Annotated in this window: 13 protein-coding genes; 10 read left to right on the top strand and 3 right to left on the bottom strand. The window is 52.7% G+C overall.

Annotated elements, in window-relative coordinates; translation table 11 throughout:
* Window positions 1-5: 5 nt before the first annotated feature.
* Entirely contained in the window at window positions 6-695 is a 690-nt protein-coding gene (locus GK091_RS22575; protein ID WP_164042252.1) for an ABC transporter ATP-binding protein, read from the bottom strand.
* Between the two features lie 122 nt (window positions 696-817).
* On the opposite strand from GK091_RS22575, the gene GK091_RS22570 reads away from it, so the two are divergent.
* On the top strand, window positions 818-1,531 hold the full coding sequence (locus tag GK091_RS22570; RefSeq protein WP_164042250.1) for an arylesterase: 714 nt from the start codon (window positions 818-820) through the stop codon (window positions 1,529-1,531).
* Window positions 1,532-1,660: 129 nt separating this feature from the next.
* Here GK091_RS22570 and tamL read toward each other — a convergent pair whose 3' ends face one another.
* Entirely contained in the window at window positions 1,661-3,988 is a 2,328-nt protein-coding gene (tamL, locus tag GK091_RS22565; protein WP_164042998.1) for a translocation and assembly module lipoprotein TamL, read from the bottom strand.
* A gap of 96 nt (window positions 3,989-4,084) precedes the next feature.
* Window positions 4,085-9,184, bottom strand: a complete 5,100-nt coding sequence (locus tag GK091_RS22560) for a translocation/assembly module TamB domain-containing protein (protein WP_170312765.1) — start codon at window positions 9,182-9,184, stop codon at window positions 4,085-4,087.
* A gap of 554 nt (window positions 9,185-9,738) precedes the next feature.
* On the opposite strand from GK091_RS22560, the gene GK091_RS22555 reads away from it, so the two are divergent.
* The 9 genes from GK091_RS22555 to GK091_RS22520 all read left to right on the top strand — a co-directional run bounded on the left by GK091_RS22555 (window position 9,739) and on the right by GK091_RS22520 (window position 21,430).
* Window positions 9,739-10,899 (top strand): outer membrane protein assembly factor BamB family protein, encoded by a 1,161-nt coding sequence (locus tag GK091_RS22555; RefSeq protein ID WP_164042248.1) that lies wholly within the window; start codon window positions 9,739-9,741, stop codon window positions 10,897-10,899.
* 13 nt (window positions 10,900-10,912) lie between these two features.
* On the top strand, window positions 10,913-11,695 hold the full coding sequence (locus GK091_RS22550) for a hypothetical protein (RefSeq protein WP_164042246.1): 783 nt from the start codon (window positions 10,913-10,915) through the stop codon (window positions 11,693-11,695).
* Window positions 11,696-11,760: 65 nt separating this feature from the next.
* The gene (locus tag GK091_RS22545; RefSeq protein ID WP_164042244.1) at window positions 11,761-12,915 is read left to right on the top strand and encodes a caspase family protein; all 1,155 of its coding nucleotides are present in this window, start codon (window positions 11,761-11,763) and stop codon (window positions 12,913-12,915) included.
* A 49-nt stretch (window positions 12,916-12,964) separates the two neighbouring features.
* Window positions 12,965-15,361 carry an outer membrane protein assembly factor BamB family protein gene (locus GK091_RS22540; protein WP_164042241.1) on the top strand — a complete coding sequence of 799 codons (2,397 nt, stop codon included), beginning with the start codon at window positions 12,965-12,967 and terminating at the stop codon, window positions 15,359-15,361.
* An 11-nt stretch (window positions 15,362-15,372) separates the two neighbouring features.
* Entirely contained in the window at window positions 15,373-16,140 is a 768-nt protein-coding gene (locus GK091_RS29655) for a hypothetical protein (RefSeq protein ID WP_246202358.1), read from the top strand.
* Between the two features lie 13 nt (window positions 16,141-16,153).
* Window positions 16,154-16,672, top strand: a complete 519-nt coding sequence (locus GK091_RS22535; protein ID WP_246202357.1) for an OmpA family protein — start codon at window positions 16,154-16,156, stop codon at window positions 16,670-16,672.
* A gap of 83 nt (window positions 16,673-16,755) precedes the next feature.
* Window positions 16,756-17,901 carry a caspase family protein gene (locus GK091_RS22530; RefSeq protein ID WP_164042238.1) on the top strand — a complete coding sequence of 382 codons (1,146 nt, stop codon included), beginning with the start codon at window positions 16,756-16,758 and terminating at the stop codon, window positions 17,899-17,901.
* Window positions 17,902-17,931: 30 nt separating this feature from the next.
* Window positions 17,932-18,684: a caspase family protein gene (locus tag GK091_RS22525; RefSeq protein ID WP_164042235.1), complete on the top strand. Its 753-nt coding sequence runs from the start codon at window positions 17,932-17,934 to the stop codon at window positions 18,682-18,684.
* Between the two features lie 223 nt (window positions 18,685-18,907).
* Window positions 18,908-21,430, top strand: coding sequence for an ATP-dependent Clp protease ATP-binding subunit (locus GK091_RS22520; RefSeq protein ID WP_164042234.1), 2,523 nt, complete (start codon window positions 18,908-18,910; stop codon window positions 21,428-21,430).
* Window positions 21,431-21,610 lie beyond the last annotated feature (180 nt).

Here is a 21,610-nt window from a genome sequence, read left to right as displayed (position 1 = left end):
ACCAATCACTCATTCACTAAAATTGATGAATCGGAGACTACCGTTCCGCCCTTGATCCGGATGACCCGTTGCGTACGGGCCGCCAGTTCCAGATCGTGCGTAACGAGCACGAGCGTTGTACCCGCTTCTCGGTTGAGCTCAAACAGCAGATCGACTACGGTTGCGCTGGTGTCGGCATCCAGGTTACCGGTGGGTTCGTCGGCAAATAACAACTTGGGCCGGTTGGCAAACGCACGGGCCAGCGAAACGCGCTGCTGCTCACCGCCAGACAGTTGCGTCGGGTAGTGATGCCCACGCTGCCCTAAACCAACCCGTTCGAGCAGAGCCTGCGCCGTTTTCTGGGCTCCTTTGTCACCCCGCAGTTCGATCGGCACCATCACGTTTTCCAGTGCGGTCAACGTGGGCAGTAGCTGAAAATTCTGAAAGATGAACCCAACGTGTTGATTTCGGACAGCCGCCCGCTGGTCTTCCGAGAGCGTATCCAGCCGGATATCGTTCAGATACACACTCCCCGACGAAGCCCGGTCCAATCCCGCGCACAAGCCCAGCAAGGTAGTTTTCCCACTGCCCGAAGGTCCGACAATCGAAAAGGTATCGCCCGGCTCCAGCGTAAAATTGACCCCATGCAGAACCGTTAGTTCACGGCCACCGCTCTTGTATGTTTTGGTAAGATTTTCAACGTGGAGAATGCTCATGGAACAAAAAACGCTTGTTGCTACTTTGAATGAGACACGGAGGCACTATGCCCGCAGAACGTTTCGTATTTTTCAGGTACTCGTCGTGCCGTAGTGTTTAAAAACAAACTGACATTCAAGCAATGAAGTTCTTACATGTCCGCCAAACGGCCTATTCTTTGATAAGCGGCCTCATGCTGCTCCTAACGGCATGGGGATGCGGCTCGTCTGACAAAAAAAACGAGTCAACGGCAACAACAGACTCTTCGAAGGCCACGAATACGCAACTTGCTACCCCAGCTAAAAAGCCGATCATTCTTTTCTACGGCAATAGCCTGACCGCAGGTTACGGTGTTGAGCCGGCTCAGGCATTTCCGGCGCTGGTCGGCCAGAAAATAGACTCGGCCGGACTCAACTACCAGGTCGTGAACGCCGGTCTAAGTGGTGAAACAACGGCGGGTGGAAAAAGCCGGATCAGTTGGGTGATGCGCCAGCCCGTAGCCGTTTTTGTGCTGGAACTGGGCGGCAACGATGGCCTGCGCGGTGTTCCTCTGAAGGATACCCGGCAAAATTTACAGGCTATTGTCGACACGGTTCGACTCAAAAGCCCACAGGCAACGATCGTGCTGGCAGGGATGCAGATACCTCCCAATCTGGGAACGGATTACACGCGCGAGTTCAGGGGGTTGTTCAAAGAGTTAGCGGACAAGAACAAGCTGGTTCTGATTCCATTTCTGCTCGAAGGCGTGGGCGGTATCGCCAAACTTAATCAGCCCGATGGCATCCACCCTACCCCCGCCGGTCACAAACTAGTTGCCAATACGGTTTGGGGAGTGCTAAAACCCGTTCTGAAGTAAAGCGAATAACCTACCCGCAGTGCTAGGTTATCAATACGATCAAGAAAGCACCATGTGTAACGCGGACATCCTGTCCACAGGGCTAAACTATCAATTCGTTAGCGCTGCGAACAGGATGTCCGCGTTACTTTAGAATGGGTAGCCAACGGCTATGTTGAAGACCAGATTCTGTTTTCGCCAGGCCGAATCCCGGAAGTTGATCTGGTTGATAACCCATTCGCTGCCATCCGTTTTATACGGCTTTCGGAGCGGTGTGGCCAGATCGAAGCGGACCAGAAAATAAGACAAATCGATCCGAAGGCCGACCCCCGTCCCGATAGCGATCTGTTTAATGAAATCAGGGCTGAATTTGGCCTGGGCCGACTCGCCAAAAATGTCATTATTGGAATAAGTCCAGATATTACCCGCATCAACAAAGACGGCACCTTCCAGATATTTGGTGAACTTCGCCCGGATTTCGGTATTGGCTTCCAGCTTGATATCTCCACCCCCATCCTGAAATAACTGAATCTGCTGGAGCGTATCGCGCGTAAAAAGGCCAGGCCCAATAGCCCGTGCTCTAAAGGCGCGGATACTGTTGGGACCACCCACAAAATACTGTTTCGTTAGCGGCAATTGCATTCCTTTCGAGTTGCCATAGGTGGCACCCATACCGGCAAAAACACGGTTAGCCCAGGTAACATTTTTCGACATTTTCCGATACAGACGAGCATCGACATCGACCCGGATGAACTGAGCGAACGGAACGCCGACAATGATCTTATCCCCGTAATCGTCCCGTTTGTTGAACAGCATATTGGCCAGATTTCCAGCGGGTTCGATGTTGGCCGACAACCGGAACGTGTTGGGTGATACGGAGCGGGGTGACGAATTGTAATTGAACGTATACAGCGTGCTCAGAATAAGCTGTTTTGAGTTCTGAATGGCTACTAACTGACGAAAAATATAGGGATTGTTGATTGCTGAATCAACGAACGCTGTGCTTATATTCGACGGGCGAACATACGTGATATTGAACGGCTGGAAAATATGTTCGACCTGCTGATTTTGCCGCCAGGCGTAGCCAAACGTGGTTTGAAATGAGTTCAGATCGTATAATCCTCCCCGCCTGATCACTTGATAGCTTAGAGTAATATTCGTTTTGGGCAATGCCTGTCGCTGGTCGTAGCCCAACCGTATGATGCTTAACAAACGGGGAAGGCTCAAGAGGGCGTCGGCCCCAAAGCGGTAGTTCGTTATGTTCTGCGCTCCACTACCGATCTGAAATTCAATCCCCGCGTTGGCGTTGATCGTCAGCAGTTCAGCGCGCTTGAAATAGTTTCGATTGCGCCAGCTTACAATGGCCTGTGTTCCGTTAAAATTGTTCGAGCGCGATGTCCCATCTATTTCAAGACGCACCGATTTTGTTGGATACGGCGTCAGGTAGTAATGCACATCCAGCACGGCCGAATCGCCCTGCTGATCAGGCTCGAACCGATTGCGAACAAACTTGAACGCGCCCAGATTGATGAACCGCGACAGCGTTAAATCCTGCGCCCGGCTGTTGTACCGCAAGCCCGGCTTTACCGCTACAATGTCCCGAAAGAGCCGGGGGTCAAAATGCTTGGTCGAATCGACGATATGAAACGCTTCATCCGTGCGATAGGCCCGACGTATATTTGTGTCCTGCCGGGCGGTAGACAGGTTATAGTTCGGATAGATAAAGACATCGCGGATGGAATAGGGAACGCCCGCTGCTTCGGGCATATCGGGTTTAATGGCAAAGTAAAGCTTCGTACGGTGAATAGAGGAATCGTTATCCGCCAAAATAGCGATGTAATCGGGCAGAAAATAGTAGAATCCCCGTTGCTTAAGCGCCTGACTGATGCGCTCTCGCTCCAGTTTGATATTGTCGAAGTTATACGGATCATCTTTTTTCAGAATCGTTCGTCGGTAAGCCGCCAGCAACGCCTTTCGTACGGGGGTTGAATCGACCATGAACGCGACGGAATCAATGTAAAAACGCGGCTTAACCTCTACGTCATAAACGCCACGGGCCTTATACCCACTTTCTTTCAGCTGACCCGTTACCTGCGACCCGAAATACCCTTGATTCACCAGTGTGGCCTCCCAGTTAGGTATGTTGGATGTAATGGCTTTTGCGCTGGCGAGTACCGGTTCCTGACCGAACTTCCGCCGGAACCAGGCCCGGAACCCTTTCGGCTTTTTGGGTTCGCCAAACAGATAATACAACGCGACTTTGTACGGAAACCCAAACAACTGGCTGTTCGGCTTAGGACGGGCCAACGCTGCTAGCTGCTCGTTTATCGCTTTCTGTTCATCCTTGGAAACCGTCGAATCAGCCGTGATATTGATATCGGTCCCCGCGTAAAGCCGCTCTTTGGCGGGCAAATGCTTCCCGACATTACAGGCGTTGAGCAGTACAACGAGACTGATGCCACTACAGATCGTTGGCATCGACAGTCTGGAAAACGGTCTGATCGCACCTTTTGCGGCAAGGATAAAATTCGGCAATAGATCAAGCAGTATTTTAAACAAATACGTCATAGTACATTAATTCAGCGAGGGACCGGGCGACCGACGAAGGATGTCGGATATGGTGTTGTAATCCACGGTAATGACGAAACCAACGCCCGTTTCAACGATATAACCATCCAACACGGCCTGATAATCATTACGCCGGTAGCCGCGCAATACGTATCGGCCATCGCGGGTCAGGCTGTAATTCAGCGACACGTTATCGAATACCTCGTTGGGGTTCCGGGTGGCCGCGTTTGCTGTATTTTCGAGCACGAAATTCCGCCCTACCGACACGGTGAGTCGCCCGTTCAGAAAGCTCCGCGACAGGCCAACGTTCAGATCGGTTCGGGCTCCGTTGGTCGTTCCACCCGTATTGGCGCTCCCCGTTTGTGACAACAGATTGAAGTCGACGTCGAAGCCTTTCAGTACGCCCGATGCCAATCGGCCCAGCTGATCCGATATCAACTTGCTCACACTACTACGGGCAATACCCTCAGCTTGTGTGTCCAACCCTCCATTGCCCGATCCCGAGAAGAAATCCGACGTATTTTCCGGCAGGAACCGATTCAGGATCAGTAGGGCGAATACCTGTTTATTCATCTGCGACTGATCCTGCCGCAACGTTTTGAGCTTATTCTCGATGGTGGTACCGAATTCACTCGATGCGGCCGCGCTATTTGCATCGTCCACTTCGGGCAGTCGTATGTCAAAATCCAGTTTCGGAGCAGCCAGATTATTGGTCATAGTCAGCGCCACGTTGAACGGTAGTTTCCGGTTGACCGCCGTTGCATTGATCGTAGTTGATTCATTGCCGATCAGGTCAGCGGGTGAGGTTGAAACCTGATAAATGGCGGTGATGTTGATGTCGGCTTTCAGCGGATCACCGGTAAACTGAATGTAGCCACCCTTCTGAATCTGGAACTGCCGTTTCAGCACCTCATACGTCATCGAGTAGGCACCTTCCGTTACGTCATAACGACCCAGCACCGTGAGTTGTCCCGAGGCATTCATGCCCACGTTGAGCCGGGCATTGCCCCGCGCCCGCAGGTAATCGCCATTGAGCTCATCGACCACAATCGTTAACTCGGATTTCTCGTCAGCTTCCAGATCAAGCGAAATGGTAGCGTTGCTGAGCTGTTCGAACTCCAGACGCGGTGTCGCCACCGTATCACGCTTCGGCTTGTAGAGATATTTGGCAATAGCCAGTGAATCGTTGTGGTCGATAAACGTGACGATCTTGTTGGACCCGTCCACATCCAGCGACTCATCTGGCAACACGATCGATATTTTACTATCATCTTCCAGCCGAACGGTCCCATTGATCGATGGGCTGGAGCCCGTTCCTTTGATGCGCAGATCAGCACTGACAGCCGCCTGTCCGTAGGCATAATCGTTGTCTTTCCGGGCCGCATTCAGCACCTGAAACTGATTGGCTCGGATGCGCAGATTATAGGCAACGTCGGGCAAATTTTTCAGCACTACGGTTCCATCCGTAGTGAGGGTACGACCAAGCGTATCGCGGACGTTGAAATCCGATAGCGTGATCGTCTGGTTAGCGAATGCCATCTTTTCCTGATCGATGCGGTAGGTCGCGTTGAGTTGTTTGATGTTGAACGCCACCGAATCGAACGCGACACCGCCATTTATCTTTGGATTATCTGCGGCTCCGGCAATGGTGAAGTCACCGGTCAGTTTGCCCTTCGCCTGTCGCAGTTCACCGAAACTAAAGGCTTCGATTGTCCGGGCATCCAGCCGGTTTAATTTAACAGCCAGATCGAGGGCTTCTTTTGCGTCAGCCGGATTGTAAAAGCCAGTGATTGTGGCGTCGTTATACGGACCGGCCAGCGTCGTATTTACGCTGATCCGACCGTCGGAATTATTGTTGAACCGGGCGGTCAGGTTACCAATCGGTTTCTGCATGGCTTGCAGACTATCAACATAGACGGACCCCAGAAATGACAAATTGCTATCCTCGCCCATGTAGTCCCGCACGATAACCGTGCCATTGAGCTGACCGCTGGCCAGCGTTGTATCCTGGTTGGCGAGTCGGGCCAGGTTGGCAATTTCTATGGCTCTGGCCGTAACCCGAATGGGCGCATTGGCATATTGCTCGGTACTGTTTATTTCGAGCGTTTGCGGCCCACTTTCGATGCGTAGGTTTTTGACCAGAACCCCGTCGTTCCCGTACTGCGCAAACCCAGTTGTGTCGGTTTGCCACCGCTGATAGTTGGTGAGCAGGCCGTTGCGGGAGAACTGGAAACGGTAGCTGGAATCGACGATACTCAGTGTACCTGCCACACCATGCAGGTCCTGATTGATGGAGTCCTTGTTAACGACCGAAAAGCGAAACTGATTATTTTCGGCAGTTCCAACCAGATCAGTCTCCCGAATCGTCATATCATCGTATAGAATGCCATTGATGCGGCCATTGACTTTGAGCTGATTGCCTACCCCCCGAAGTGCCATTGTGCTGCCCTGCACGGTCGTTGTGTCATACACAATGACTCCCGTTCGGAGAGTAGCCGAAAGCGTTGTGTCGCGCGTATTGTCCAGGTAAGCATCCAGTCGAATCGTATCTAGTCGGGTCAATGCCGGAACAAATGCCTGAAACAGTGGATTCTGGTACGCCTTCAGATTCATGGTGAAAGCGTGTGGCGGTGGTATTTTCTTGTAGGTCAGCGCCGGTAAGGCAATGTATTTGCTGACTTCACCCACAATAATATCGTATAACTGAGCATACTCGAATTGCCCGTCCAGCTTCAGTCGTGCACCGGGTAGCTGGGCTACCACACCTTTGTCGGCCCCGCTGGCCGTGAGTCGGGCATAGAGCGAATCGACCGGATAACTTTTGCCCGACAGTGTGATCACCGCATCTTTCGCCGAGATCGTTCCGACGGGCTTGGCCGGATCGGTAGAGGCCATATCGAGATCAATGGCTCCCTTCAGCGATAACGGGTCTTTGTACAGTTTCAGTTTCTGTAGATTCAATTCGTTAATGACCGCTTCGCCCACCACGCTCGGAAAATCGCCTTTAAGTCCAACTTTCGCATTCAGGTTCAGGCTTGCATTCGGGTCTTTGAGGGCACCGTCAATGTCGAGATTACCGTTGGCCAGATTCCCTTTGGCGTCAAGGTTTTGGTACACATAGCCGTTCAGATCCGCCGATTGTATGGCCAGATCGAAGCGGGTTGCCAGCGTGTTCACGTCAATCCCTTTCCCATCGACCGTCGCCCGACCCGTTACCTTGCCGACCGTACCTTCCTGCTTGAGCCATTTGCCCGCATCGAAGTCGTTCAGATTAAGCGTGCCCTTGTACGTCTGGTTTTTCCCCGTCACAAAACCAGCCAGCCGCCCATCAAACGCAGCTGTTCCCCAATCTGTGTTGACGTTGGCATCCAGAATAAGGTCGTTCAACTGTCCTTTGATGAGGCCCGTTAGTTTGATACTGGGCGGTAAAGCAATCGACGAAGGAATCGATCCTTTGGGAGCAAGTTTGTTGATGTCCGCTAACTGCGTTACGGCTTCTTTTACGGTCATATCGACGCCCAGTCGTTCTGGGTCAGTCACGTTCGTCAACCGGCCGCTGGCGACAAGCCGCGTACCCGATAACATGTCGAACTCAAGCCGGGGTATATTTAACGCGGCCAGCGTACCAACGGCCTGTGCATTCGCCCGGAACACACCCCCGCTGTTGCCCGCGAACGGTGGTGTATCGGCCAGAAACGGGGCCAGTTGCAAAACGTCATTTACCGATAGTCGGCTCTGGCGCAGATTGACCCGAACGCCGACCCTTTTGGCAAAACGCGGATCACTCAATTGGCCCAGCGAGTCATACCGCAGCACCATCTGATCGCGAATGATCGACGTTGGTGTCTGAATAAAGAGCCGGTTTAACGTTGTCGTGGTGTCCGTGTACAAGACATCCCCGTTCAAACTTTGTAAGACGAGTCCGCTGGTAGCCCGGAAACGTCCGTTCCGCAGTTGACCGCTGATACGTTGCCCACGTTTACCAAGATCGGCATAACTCAGAAATTTTCCGTCGATACCCAGATTCTGCAAATCGAGGTGACCATAATCGAGCCCTTTCTTTTGCCGGGGTGCCGTTTCGTCGTCAAACCGAACGCGGTTGTTTGCGAAACGTACGTTCGTTAGTTTGGCCTGCCAGCCGGGTGCTCCGGAAACCGCGCTACTCGTTGAAGCGGGTGTTGAACTGGAAGCCGTTTTGCTGGTCGGTTTCGTCAGGATTGCTGCAATGTCACCGTTGGACAGATCGAGCGATTTGATGCCGATCTTCTGGCCCTCCAGGTAAAAATAATTCGACTCCATAGCCAGCTTACCAACACTACCCTGCGTCCGGAAATCTGACGTCTCGATCCGAACATCCCACTTGGCCCGGTTCACCTGCCATTTTCCCAGCCCAATATCGAGCGTATCGCCCGGCTTACTGGGCGGGCTCGGGGGCGTTGGCAGTCCTTCGTACAGGCGGGTGTAGACGTTCAGTCCGTTGACGGCCACATTTGACAAATGATAGAGAGATTTCGACACATCAGTCTTATCAAAATTGGCGCGCAAACTATCGACATACGCGTTGACATCGGCCCCTACGACATCGTCGTGGTACTTTATACGAACATCTTTGAGTAAAATTCCCGTCAGGTTGATCGCCATCGGGGTCGATACCGTATCGGCAGGTTCCGGCTCTGCGGACCCTGTATCGAAGGCGTTTAGGATATACTGAAAATTGAAGGCGGGCGGTGCGCCGTTGCGGTCGGGCAGTGTCCGGCTTATGTTCACCTGTAAACCCTCCAGTTCGACCTGATTCAGCATCACCCGGTTATTGAGCAGCCCCCACATGTCGAGGTCCAGGCGCATACGGCCACCGTTCAGGAGGGTATCGCCCTGGGGGGTTTTGAAGTACACATCGTTCAGCTCAATCCAGTCAGGAATAGAATAACTGATTTTTCCGATCCGAAACGGAGATTGCAGTTTTTGGGCCAGATACGAGTTTACCTGTTTCGTCACGAATTGCTGACCCCAGGGCGTGGTAGCGACAAGCACCACAAATCCCGCCAACAGTAAGATGAGGGCAAGCAAACCAATCAGAACACGGACCAGCGTTTTTGACACAGACATTCGGCGCGAATATTGGGGTTTCCGGCAGCCCGAAAGCCGACCATACTTAACATGTTTTGGAGACAGCGTATGCCTTCATAACGCGCGTTAGGGGCAATATGTTACTAGTGAGCGGCAAAGCTACCGAATGTAGACAAGACATTGCCAATCTGATGAGTCGAAATAGAAAGGGACGGTACACTACAACCGATTACTTGTTATTTACTCCGTACAGCTTCCTCATCGGATAATTCAATCAAACTGCTCTTTTTCTGTTTCCCAGACCCGTCCGTACGACGACTAAGCTCAACAAGCGTACTACTACAGTCAGGTCAACATTTAATCAAATTCGTTCAACGAGTCAGACTAGGTTCTGGTAAGCAGGGCAATCACACCGCCTACTCAACGACACCGGCCGCATACGCAAACGCAGCTACCATTCACCCTCGATGTCTGGAGAAACAGCTTATCTTAGATGCCCATAAACGACTAACTATGAATTGATTAAATGATACACTACTGTTGATTCCGCTACTCATCGTCAGCTATGACATTGCTTAACTCCAACTTTACCCATGCGTTATATATCCTGTACGTTTTTTTTGACCATACTGTTGCTGGCCGGCTGTTCGAAATGGAACCTGGAGCCGAAGACGATCAAATCAGCAACGGACCCCGGTACAGGTACTACAGCGACCTCACTGGTCATTTTTGGCAGTAAAGACAAGAAAGTCTACGCCCTCGATGCCACCACGGGTGCTAAACAATGGGATTTTATCACCAACGGCGGAGGAGTCGGGGGCGTCGATGCCGTCAACAGTAGTGCAGCCTTCGCCAACGGAACCGTCTTTGTCGGCGACTTTGCGGGCTATCTCTACGCCATCGATGCCCAATCCGGAGCCCGTAAATGGGCCAGACTTTCCTCCGGGAGTCGCTTTGAGAGCAGCCCCGTCATCGGTAATGGCCTGCTCTACATTGGCAGTAATGAAAAATGGATTTCTGCCTTCGATATTGCGACGGGTGACGCAAAATGGCGCTTTTCAGTCGGTGACAAGGTCATTTCCAGCCCCGCCTTCGTCGACAATATAGTCTATGTAGGCTGCAACGATACCAAGGTCTACGCCATCAATAGCGCCAATGGCACGCTCAAATGGTCCTATGCGACGGGCGGCTACATCCTATCCAGTCCGACGATAGTAAACGGGTTAGTCTACATTGGCAGCAGTGACAAGAAACTCTACGCTATCACCAGTGCCGATGGTAAGCTCAAATGGTCGGCTACGCTACCCAGCCTAGTCAACTCCTGCCCCATCGTAGCGGGGAACACCGTTTACGTGGGTTGCGACGACAAAAGCCTTTATGCCCTCAACGCAACGACGGGCGCTATTCTCTGGAAAAGTGTGGCAACGGGCAATTTCGTGGGCGGCTCACCCACAGTCAGCAATGGACTGGTATATGTGGGCAGTGGCGATAACAAGATTTACGCCTTCGATGCCGCCACGGGGGCCACGAAATGGACCTTCGCCACCAACAACGAAACCTACGCCAGTCCGGTGATTGCCAATGGGCTGCTCTACATGGGCAGTCAGGATGGCAAAATGTACTGTTTAGACGCGGCTAGTGGGGCAAAAAAATGGGAGTTCGCCACGGGCGACCAGATCTACGCCACTCCGCTAGTGCTGACCAACGGTGCCGTTACCGGAGACTATCCGTCCATCAGTTCGGTCGTCAACTAATTACGTCTGCTTTATGAAAGCTTTCTTTTTGTCGGTCATCATCACCTTGTTCATAGGCCAGTCGGCACAGGCACAAACAGTAGCGTCGAATGTTCGCTTACGGACTGATGCCACGGTGCGAAAAGTAATCATTGACTATGAACTATCCCAGGTGTTACCCAACGACTCCATCTATATCGAACTGGAAACGGCGTCCGGTCGAATCATTCGCCCAATCAGTGTCAATGGCGACGTTGGTAAAGCAATCAAACCGGGAAAGAATAAACTCGTTGCCTGGGATGTGGTACGCGACAATGTCCGACTCAACGAAGACGTGAAAGTGCTGTTGCGGGTAGCGCGAATGGTTACCGTCGCCAGCCCGGCCACCATTGCAGCCGCTCCTGCCGTTGCTAGAACGACTCCCATAACTGAGTCTCCCCGTCCTACGACCGACCGGGTAGCGGAACCGGGTAGTGTCGTTCGTAGAACATCGCCCCTGCCGCTCATTGGCTGGATCGCAACGGGCGGCCTTACTGGTTATGCCACCGTGCTGGCGCTTGGCCTCAACAAAGATTCCGACGAGTACAACAGTAAAGAATTTGCATCGGACGCTACTGACTTGCAACGCTTCACTGATCTGAAAGCCAAAGTAGACAAGAACAAAAGTACGTTCACGATCGTGGCCGGAGCCGCTGCGGCCGTGGCTATCGCCAACGTCATCTACACGATTGTCGCAAAACCGAAACCCGCCCGTACAGCCCTGCTGGTTCAGTCGGCGAACCGAATAACAAGTATTGGTTTGAGCCGAACCTTTTAGCCGATCTGCCCTGATAGCCCAACGAAGAACCAGGTCTCAACCGCTTAACGTCGCTTATCAATTCCATGAAAACGTTCATACTATTTGGTTGTGGTTTATTGGTAGCTGGTTTGTCGGTAGCGCAGACTACCCTGCCGGGTACTACGCCTGTGACCACCTTCCAAAGCCCGATGACACGGCTGAATACGATACCTTTTTTTGCTGCTCCATCTCCGCCCGCCGTCGTCTCCCGCATCGACTGGACGAGCAACATGGAAGCCGACCAGACCGTATCGTCGCCGACATTTATTGCCAAAGCCTGCATCACATCGGCCAAACCCATTAGCCGCTACAGTCTGTTACTCAATGAAAAAGTGCAGACGCTATCTCGTGATCTCAACGTCGAACGCGATAAAGAGTGCCCGCAGGCATTCAGTCAGACCGTTCAGTTGAGTGAAGGCGAAAACAAGCTGCGACTGGTGGCCTACATGACCAATGGCGGGGAAGTAAGCTCCAACCTGACCGTCATCTACAAGAAACCGCCGGTACTGGTTCTCGAAAAACGGCTGGCGCTCATTATCGGCAATGCCTCCTATACGGGTGCGAACAAACTCAGCAACCCGGTCAATGACGCCAACGACATGGCCATCGCGCTGAAAAAACTAGGCTTCGACGTGCTTCAGTTTACCAATCTCGATAACAAAGCCATGAAGAAGGCAATCAACAGCTTTGGCGATCAACTGCGGGAATATCAGGTGGGCCTCTTCTACTACGCCGGACATGGCGTGCAGAACAACGGCATCAACTACCTGGTGCCGATCGATGCCCAGCCCGAAAGCAGAAACGAGATCGAATATGAATGCATCGACGCCAACCGCATTCTCACCAAGATGGAAGACGCCCGTACCCGCACCAATATTGTCGTACTGGACGCCTGTCGCAATAATCCCCTGGATCGCAGCTGGAGCCGGGGCGGTGGCGACAACGGACTGGCGACTATGGATGCCCCCATTGGTTCAGTAATCGCCTATGCCACCGCTCCGGGCAAAACAGCCGCCGACGGGAACGGACGAAACGGATTGTATACCGCGGCCCTGCTCAAAGCCTTGCAAACGCCTAATCAAACCATCATTCAGTTGTTTCAGCAGGTTCGGGCCGAAGTACTTAAACAATCCAGCAACAAGCAACTGCCCTGGGAATCCACCTCCCTCACCGGTGATTTCTACTTCCAGCGAAAGTGAGCACAATCAACTGACTAGTAACAGACTCCTATTAAACCCGCTTCTATCCATGCCCTCTTTTTTACGAAACCTGCTCATTTTACTAACGCTTAGCCTGCTGCTGGCTAACTGCGCTAAATGGAAACTAAACCCGTATGACCTGGTGCCGCAGGTTAAAACGGGATCGGCCAGTGCGTCGGCAACTACGTCGGTGCAGGTCGAGGCTCGCATCGAGACCCTCGGGCCTAATAGTCTCCAGGAGTTCGGAATTGTTTACTCGGCATCCAATCAGCAACCCACCGTTACCGATACGAAAATAGTCGCAACGGGAACCAGCGGCAGCGCGCAGGTCATGCTGAACGGGTTACAGCCGAATATGACGTATTACTACCGTACCTATGCCATCAACGATAAGGGACTGATTGGTTATGGGGAGGTTCAATCGTTCAAAACAGCGACCGTCATCGCAGATGTTCGTACGCTGGATCTGGTTGGCTCACCCGGCGCAACGTCCATACAGGTGCAGGTGCAAGTCGCGAACAGCAGCGCCGTGACGGTGAAGGAATTCGGTATCGTTTATTCCCCCACCAGCCAGACACCAACCACATCAGACTCAAAGGCAACGGCAACCGGCACGGGTGCCACCACGCCCGTATCGCTAACCAATTTACAAGCCAACACAACCTACTACTACCGCGCCTATGCCATCACAGATGCGGGCACGGTGAGTTACGGCGAAACAAAATCGGTGAAAACGGGCGAATTGCTACCAATAGCCGAAACGCGGGATGTGGTAGGTACACCGGCGTCAACCTCGGCGCTGGTGTCGGTTGGTGTTACCAACGCAAGTCAGGTCACGCTGAAAGAATACGGCGTAGTTTATTCACCGACGAGTCAAACGCCTACCTTATCGGATAGTAAAGTCACGGCCACAGGCGTTACGGGTGCGTCGACTACACTCACCATAGCCAGCCTTCAGCCAGGAACGACCTATTACTACCGAGCGTATGCCACCTCTGGCGCAGGCACGACGACCTACGGCGCAGTAAAATCATTGCAGACCGCAGCACTGGCCGTAGCACAAAAACCCGATGTGGAAACAACCGATGCGGTCGATGTGACGAGTGTTAAGGCAAATCTGGTCATGAAGATCAAAGCCGCACCGACGCAGGTAGAGAAATTTGGCATCTGCTTTTCGAAGACCAACAACGACCCGAAACCCGACAATGGAGTTTCCGTAATGACCAACAAAGACCCGACCTACAACCTCAACGCACTGTATGCCTTTGGCACCGACGTTTATTCACTGCCGCTGGAAGCGAACACAACGTATTACTATCGGGGTTATGCCACCACTGTAGCGGTAAACGGAAAAACGGAAACTGGCTTGGGCGAGGTTAAAACATTCAAAACAGCGGCCCTGTCAAATTCATTGGTCATTTTTGGCAGTAAAGACAAGAAAGTCTACGCCCTCAATGCCACCACAGGCGCTAAACAGTGGGACTTCATCACCAACGGCGGAGGAGTCGGTGGACTCGATGCCGTCAATAGCAGCGCCACCTTTGCCAACGGAACTGTCTTTGTCGGCGACTTTGCGGGTTATCTCTACGCCATCGATGCCCAGACGGGAGCCCGCAAATGGGGCCGACTCTCTTCTGGAAACCGTTTCGAGAGCAGCCCCGTCATCGGCAATGGCCTGCTCTATATTGGCAGTAATGAGAAGTGGGTGTCGGCCTTCGATATTGCCAATGGCGATGCCAAATGGCGCTACTCTACGGGGGACAAGGTCATTTCCAGCCCCGCCTTCGTCGACAACGTGGTCTATGTAGGCTGTAACGATGCCAAGGTCTACGCCATCAATAGCACCAACGGTACACTTAAATGGTCCTATGCAACGGGCGGTTACATTCTGTCCAGCCCAACGGTGGTCAATAGCGTGGTCTACATCGGCAGTAGCGACAAAAAACTCTACGCGCTTAATACGGCCACTGGAACCCTTAAATGGGCGGCCACCCTCCCCAGCCTGGTCAACTCCTGCCCTATCGTAGCGGGCAACTCCGTCTACGTCGGCTGCGACGACAAAAGCCTTTATGCGCTCAACGCAACGACGGGCGCTATTCTCTGGAAAAGTGCAGCAACGGGCAGTTTCGTGGGCGGCTCACCCACGGTCAGCAATGGACTGGTGTATGTGGGTAGTGGCGACAATAAGATTTACGCCTTCGATGCCGCCACGGGGGCCACGAAATGGACCTTCGCCACCAACAACGAAACCTACGCCAGTCCGGTCATTGCCAACGGGCTGCTCTACATGGGCAGTCAGGATGGCAAAATGTACTGTCTGGACGCCCTGACGGGGGCTAAAAAATGGGAATTTGTCACCGGTGATCAGATTTACGCCACCCCACTTGTCCTTCAGGATGGAGCCGTCGTAGGCGCGTATCCGGCAATCAGCGGAATTACCAACTAACCCACCAACTCATGAGAAATCGTATTTTCCCGATCCTCTTAGCCTGTCTGTTCACTAGCCTGTCGATGTACGCTCAGCAGGCACCATCCCAGGCAACCAATATCCGCATTGCAACCGACGAAAAAACCAAACGGCTGGTTATTCAGTACGACTTGCAGCGTGTACAGCCCAACGACTCACTGTACGTCGAAATCGAAACCTCATCGGGCCGCCGGTTTCGACCGACGGCGGTGAGTGGTAACGTGGGTAAAACGCTTTCGTCAGGGCGGGACAAAATAATTTACTGGGATATTGTCCGCGATAACATCCAGCTCAACGACGAAGAGGTCGAGGTGATCATTCGGCTGGTACGACCGGTTTCTGGCACCCGGCCCGCCGTTGCGGCAAAACCACCCACGGCTGCCCCCGCCCCAATCGTACGGGTTGAGAAAAAATCACCGTTACCCATCATCGGCTGGATTGCAACGGGTGGTCTGGCTGCGTATTCGTTTGTGCTGGCTTCGGGGATTAGCAAGGATGTGGATGCTTACAACCAGAAAACCGTCGCTACTACATTAACGGAATGGAATGCTGCGGAAGACACCCGGAAAGCCATTGATAGCCGACGGGCAACCTTCACGATTGTGGCGGGTGCAACAGCCGCTTTGCTCGTGGCCAATATCATCTACACCATCGCTCGTAAATCAAACCAGAACAGTCGGCCCAACCAGGTACGTACCGCGTGGCGTATTGAACCCGCCAGTCAGACGATGGGTATTGGTCTGGTTCGTACATTTTAACCGGCTCGATACCATGAGAGGCATTGTGCTCCTATTAACTGGCTTTCTTCTCGCGCTGGCTGCGCAGGCACAGGAAGCGGGTCCCGAAGTTTCGGTGTCCCGTAGTGTACGTCAGAAGATCAATACTAAAAGCCTCTACACGAACAATTCGGCAACGACCCCGAAAGCAACGGCTGCGTTGGACGATAAAGCCGCGAATCGACTTCAGGCTATTCAGTTTGTGCAGAGCCAGGCCGAATTTTTACCGGGTGCACAGGACGCATTAGACCAGCTGGTTACGTTTATGCGCGACCGACCGACCGTTGAGATCGAACTGGCTGGTCACACCGACAATCAGGGCGATTTCGACCAGAATGTACAGCTATCTAAAAAGCGCGTCGATCTGGTGAAGGAGTATTTAGTGAAAAATGGTATTGCCACCAATCGCATCGCCACACGGGGCTACGGGCCTACCCGCCCGATTGCCAGCAACAAGTCGGAAGCAACGCGAAAACTCAACCGACGCGTAGAGATGGTTATCCTGAAGCAATGATGGTTAAATCGATTACTTACCGATGCGCTGTTTTTCTGCCAAACCGGCCCATTGCGATTCGACTCTTTAACTCACTCAAACCGATGAAATCAGTCCTGTTCATTTTTGTCTATTTGCTGTTCGCCCTACGAATTCAGGCGCAGGAAGCGGAACCTGGTGTTTCGACGTCCCGCAGTGGCCGCCAGAAAATCAGCACGAAGAACCTGTACGCTCCCGAAGCGGTTGAGGTTCCTCAGATTACGTTTCAGGTCGGCGATGGTCATAGTGCGCTGGTCCAGACCGATCAGGTGACCGTGAAAGCCTGTATCAAAACCAGCAAACCGTTAACCCGGCTCAGCTTGTACGTAAACGGCGACCTGCAACAAGCCAATCGTGATCTGAAGGTACAGGCCGATGTCGACAAAGCCGTCTGCGATCAGAGCCTGTCGCAAACGATTCAGCTCCGGGAGGGCGACAACCGCATTAGGCTAATCGCGCAAAATGAAGGCGGTTCAGCTTCCGAATCCTTTCTGATCCGGTTCGACAAACCAGCGCCGATGGTAACGGAAAAACGGCTGGCCCTAGTTATTGGCAATGCCAACTACGAGGGTTCCAATAAACTGACGAATCCGGTCAATGATGCCAACGATATGGCGGAGTCGCTGAAAAAGCTAGGCTTCGACGTACTCCAGTTCACGGATCTTGACAGCAAAAAAATGAAACAGGCGATCAACTCATTTGGCGAAAAGCTCCGTGATGATTATCAGGTAGGCTTGTTCTATTATGCCGGGCACGGTGTGCAAAATGGCGGAATCAATTACTTAGTGCCAACCGATGCCCAGCCAGCCAGTCGAAACGAGATCGAATTCGAGTGCATCGATGCCAATCGAATCCTGGCTAAAATGGAAGATGCGCAGACCCGCACCAATATTGTCGTACTGGACGCCTGTCGCAACAATCCCCTGGATCGCAGCTGGAGCCGGGGGGGCGACAATGGGCTAGCCTCCATGAATGCTCCCAGTGGCTCGGTAATCGCCTATGCCACCGCTCCGGGCAAAACAGCCGCCGACGGGAACGGACGAAACGGATTGTATACCGCAGCCCTGCTCAAAGCCTTGCAAACGCCTAATCAAACCATCATTCAGTTGTTTCAGCAGGTACGGGCCGAAGTACTTAAACAATCCAGCAACAAGCAACTGCCCTGGGAATCCACCTCCCTCACCGGCGATTTCTACTTCCAGCGCAAGTGATACGTTGACCATACTTTCTATCCACACCCTATGAAAATTTTAGTTCTGATAGCCTTAGCCAACCTGATAATGGGTTGGGCTGGTGCGCAACCGAATCCGGTGTCTCCGCCTGAAAAGCGACTGGCGCTGGTGATTGGCAACGGCTCATACACGCAGCGTTCAGCAGTACCCCAGGCGCTCAACAACGCGGATGATCTGGCGGCTCTGTTACCCAAACTGGGTTTCGACGTCATGCTGGTCAAGAATGTCGACAAAGCGCATATGCAGTTGGCTATCCACCAATTCAGCACAAAATTGAAAGGCTACCAGGTTGGCTTGGTGTATTACACGGGGCACGGTGTGCAGGACGGCGAAAACCTGTTTCTCCTTCCTGTTGATGCCAACCCAACGACGGCCGCCGATGTTGGCGAAATAGGCTTGAAAACACACCAGCTTATTACTGATATGGCCTCGGCAAAAGCCGTCACTAATCTTATTCTGATAGATAGTGACCGGGATAATCTATCCACCCATTCGTATACCAGACCCTTGGGCCTTGATCTAGATACTCCTGTGGGTTTCGTCGTGGCTTATGCCACCAGACCGGGCAAATCGATGGTGGCCGTAGAAGAACGCAATAGCCTTTACACAGCGGCACTACTTCGAGAGATAGTCATTCCGAATCAAAGTGTAATTGACGTATGTCAACATGTAAGAGAAGAGGTAATCAAGCGGTCGAATTACAAACAGACTCCCTGGGAATTAACGTCACTAACCAGCAATTTTTATTTCCAGCGAAAGTGATCGATTAATGAACGGGTGTTTGCCTATACTTCTCAGATTCCGACTAAGGTAAAAGCTACCGGCTAGCTGAACACTGTCGCTCGCCGACATTATAAATTGATGACCTGCGCGCAAATAAGACCGTTTACTCAACCAAACCGTCACTCACTCAAACGCTATCAGTCAACGGGCAACAAATCAGTAAGTTGACTCCACGTTTGGTGCCCAATAATCCGTCCAGACCATGCTAACCCTTGCTTATACAGACGAACTACGACGAGCCGTCAGCATTGCTCAGGCCATTGCGCGGGAACATCAGCACCTGACCTTTTCGCCGGGGCACTTGCTGAATGGACTCCTTCACAATGACGTCGGTCTGGCTTCACAGTTGACCATTTGGGAAATCGATGTACCGTACCTGCGCGACTGGGCCGACATTCGGGTCGAAACCTACCCCAAATCAGCGCGCTCAACGGGCGAACCAACCGGCGATGCGCAGGTCCGCGCCCTGCTGGAAGTGTCGGATGTCGTTCGGATGAAGCTCGGCGAGGGTGAACTTTCTCCGCTCGCGGTGTTAGTCGCCATGTGTAAACCCGATGTCGCGTTTAGCCGCGATCAGCTGAAATCCTTTCCACTTACGGAAAATCAGTTACTGGAAAAAGGGCTGGTTGAAGTTGGCTTTCAGCAGGCGGTCAGTGGCAAAAAGGGCGGTAGCAGTAGTCCAGCCATGAACGGTCAATCCGCGCAGCCTGATAGCCCGACGGCTACCGGCAAAACACTTTTCAAATTTTGCATTGACCGCACGGCTTCCGCCCGTGACGGCAAACTTGACCCAATCGTTGGGCGCGACCGAGAAACCCGCCAGATGATTGAGATTCTGGGCCGTCGACTCAAGCCAAACGTAATCATTACGGGCGAACCGGGAGTTGGAAAAACGGCCCTGGTCGAAGGATTAGCTCAGCAGATTGTGGCGGGCAATGTTCCTCCCCACCTCAAAAATGCGCATTTGTTTCAACTGGATATGGGATCGCTCATTGCCGGAGCGTCTTACAAAGGTGAAATCGAAGACCGGCTGAAGGGCATTCTGGCCGATCTGAAAGAATTTGACCGCGCCCTGTTGTTCATTGACGAAATCCACGTCCTGCTCGACCCGAACGGTGGGGCCGTTGGGACGGTCAACCTCCTGAAGCCCGAACTGGCACGGGGTGAACTGACGCTTATTGGCGCAACGACCAACGACGAGTACCGCAAATACCTCGAAAAAGACGAAGCCTTTGCCCGTCGTTTTGAGGTGCTGGCCGTCGACGAACCCGACGAACAAACAGCCACCCGGATGGTGCAGACCATCTTGCCCCTGTTCGAAAAACATCACCAGATTGGCGTGGCCGACACAACCGTAGCTGAGACCGTTCGACTGGCCAAACGCTATTTGAAAGATCGTCGACTTCCCGATGCTGCTATTGATCTCATCGACCGAACGATGGCGGCTATGAAAATGGCGGCTGAAACGACCCAACCCGAAATCGATCGCTTACGAACGGAATTAACCGACATCCGTCAGCAAACCGACACGCACGACCCCTTAACGTATATGCCCAACGTTAGGTGGTTTGAACGCCAGATGCGGAACCGATTGAGCCCGGTCTTGCTGGGACAGGTTGAGGAAGAATTAATGACCGAATCGTTTGAACTGCCGGATGCGCTCTGCGATCATCTGGATGGGTTATTGACCAAACTCGAAACGCTTGGCCAGCACGTCCGCGATAAGGTCGAGCCCGCCGAAGTGGCCGCGGTCGTCGCCAACCGAACCGGTATTCCCCTCGGCAAAATTCAGTCGAAAGAACGGGATAAACTGCTGGCACTGGATGAACATCTAAAACAACTCGTTGTGGGTCAGGATCATGCGGTAAAAATCATTGCCGATGCTATTCTGGAAAATCGCTCCGGACTGAGTCGTCCCGGTCAGCCGATTGGTTCGTTCTTCTTCTCCGGACCGACCGGAACCGGCAAAACCGAGCTGGCGAAATCGATGGCTGATTTCCTGTTTAACGATGAGCGGGCGCTGATCCGATTCGACATGTCGGAGTTCAAGGAGGAACATTCGGCCGCTCTGCTCTACGGCGCACCGCCGGGTTATGTCGGCTACGAAAACGGCGGGTTACTGGTCACCAAGATTCGGCAGCAGCCCTTTGCAGTAGTACTCTTCGACGAGATCGAGAAAGCGCATCCGTCAGTATTCGACCTTTTTCTGCAAATTCTGGACGAGGGTATGCTGCACGACCGGCTTGGCCGAGAGGGTGATTTCTCGAACGCTATCGTCCTGTTCACCTCAAATATCGGCTCCGACTTCGTGGTCGAAAAAGCGGCAAAGGGTGAGATTGCAACGTCTAACGAGTTACTCGATATTATGGGTCGTTTCTTCCGACCGGAGTTTCTCGGTCGACTGACGGAAATCATTCCGTTCCAGCCAATTTCGGAAGCGGCCATTGTCAGCATTTTTACCATTCAGCTACAATCGCTCCTGAAAACGCTTGAGAAGCAAGGCATTACCGTAACCCTAAGCGACGACGTACGGAAGCAGCTCGCCCTGGAAGGATACACCCCCAAATACGGTGCCCGTCCCCTGCGGGGTGTCATCCGCAACCGACTCCGACGACCGCTATCCCGTATGATCGTATCGGGCGAGATTGGCAAGGGAAGTCATCTGCACCTGACTACCAACGACGCGGGCGAACTGACGTTTGAAACAACGCAAATCGCTAGCTAACAACCCATTACCTACACCTAAAGCGAAGTTAAACCTGATCGCGGGAGACGTTAACATAATTAATCATCATCGCTAGCACACGATACAAACAAAACGAGGCATGACAAGCAGCTAGCCTACTGAGAAGTGTCATTTTCTCTCGCGTGTTTACGATTTTCTATCCATAAAAAAGACCAGTTA

The organism is Spirosoma agri, from assembly GCF_010747415.1.
GTDB classification, from domain to species: Bacteria; Bacteroidota; Bacteroidia; order Cytophagales; family Spirosomataceae; genus Spirosoma; species Spirosoma agri.
Note: the sequence above shows the minus strand (reverse complement) of the source record. Positions and strands in the feature narration are given on the sequence as shown.

Bases quoted from the DNA above. Each gene is read 5' to 3' on its own strand.
- GK091_RS22570 (WP_164042250.1), top strand. From the start codon at position 818: ATGAAGTTCTTACATGTCCGCCAAACGGCCTATTCTTTGATAAGCGGC.
- GK091_RS22560 (WP_170312765.1), bottom strand. From the start codon at position 9,184: ATGTCTGTGTCAAAAACGCTGGTCCGTGTTCTGATTGGTTTGCTTGCC.
- GK091_RS22520 (WP_164042234.1), top strand. From the start codon at position 18,908: ATGCTAACCCTTGCTTATACAGACGAACTACGACGAGCCGTCAGCATT.
- GK091_RS22555 (WP_164042248.1), top strand. From the start codon at position 9,739: ATGCGTTATATATCCTGTACGTTTTTTTTGACCATACTGTTGCTGGCC.
- GK091_RS22525 (WP_164042235.1), top strand. From the start codon at position 17,932: ATGAAAATTTTAGTTCTGATAGCCTTAGCCAACCTGATAATGGGTTGG.
- GK091_RS22530 (WP_164042238.1), top strand. From the start codon at position 16,756: ATGAAATCAGTCCTGTTCATTTTTGTCTATTTGCTGTTCGCCCTACGA.
- GK091_RS29655 (WP_246202358.1), top strand. From the start codon at position 15,373: ATGAGAAATCGTATTTTCCCGATCCTCTTAGCCTGTCTGTTCACTAGC.
- GK091_RS22545 (WP_164042244.1), top strand. From the start codon at position 11,761: ATGAAAACGTTCATACTATTTGGTTGTGGTTTATTGGTAGCTGGTTTG.
- GK091_RS22575 (WP_164042252.1), bottom strand. From the start codon at position 695: ATGAGCATTCTCCACGTTGAAAATCTTACCAAAACATACAAGAGCGGT.
- tamL (WP_164042998.1), bottom strand. From the start codon at position 3,988: ATGCCAACGATCTGTAGTGGCATCAGTCTCGTTGTACTGCTCAACGCC.
- GK091_RS22550 (WP_164042246.1), top strand. From the start codon at position 10,913: ATGAAAGCTTTCTTTTTGTCGGTCATCATCACCTTGTTCATAGGCCAG.
- GK091_RS22535 (WP_246202357.1), top strand. From the start codon at position 16,154: ATGAGAGGCATTGTGCTCCTATTAACTGGCTTTCTTCTCGCGCTGGCT.
- GK091_RS22540 (WP_164042241.1), top strand. From the start codon at position 12,965: ATGCCCTCTTTTTTACGAAACCTGCTCATTTTACTAACGCTTAGCCTG.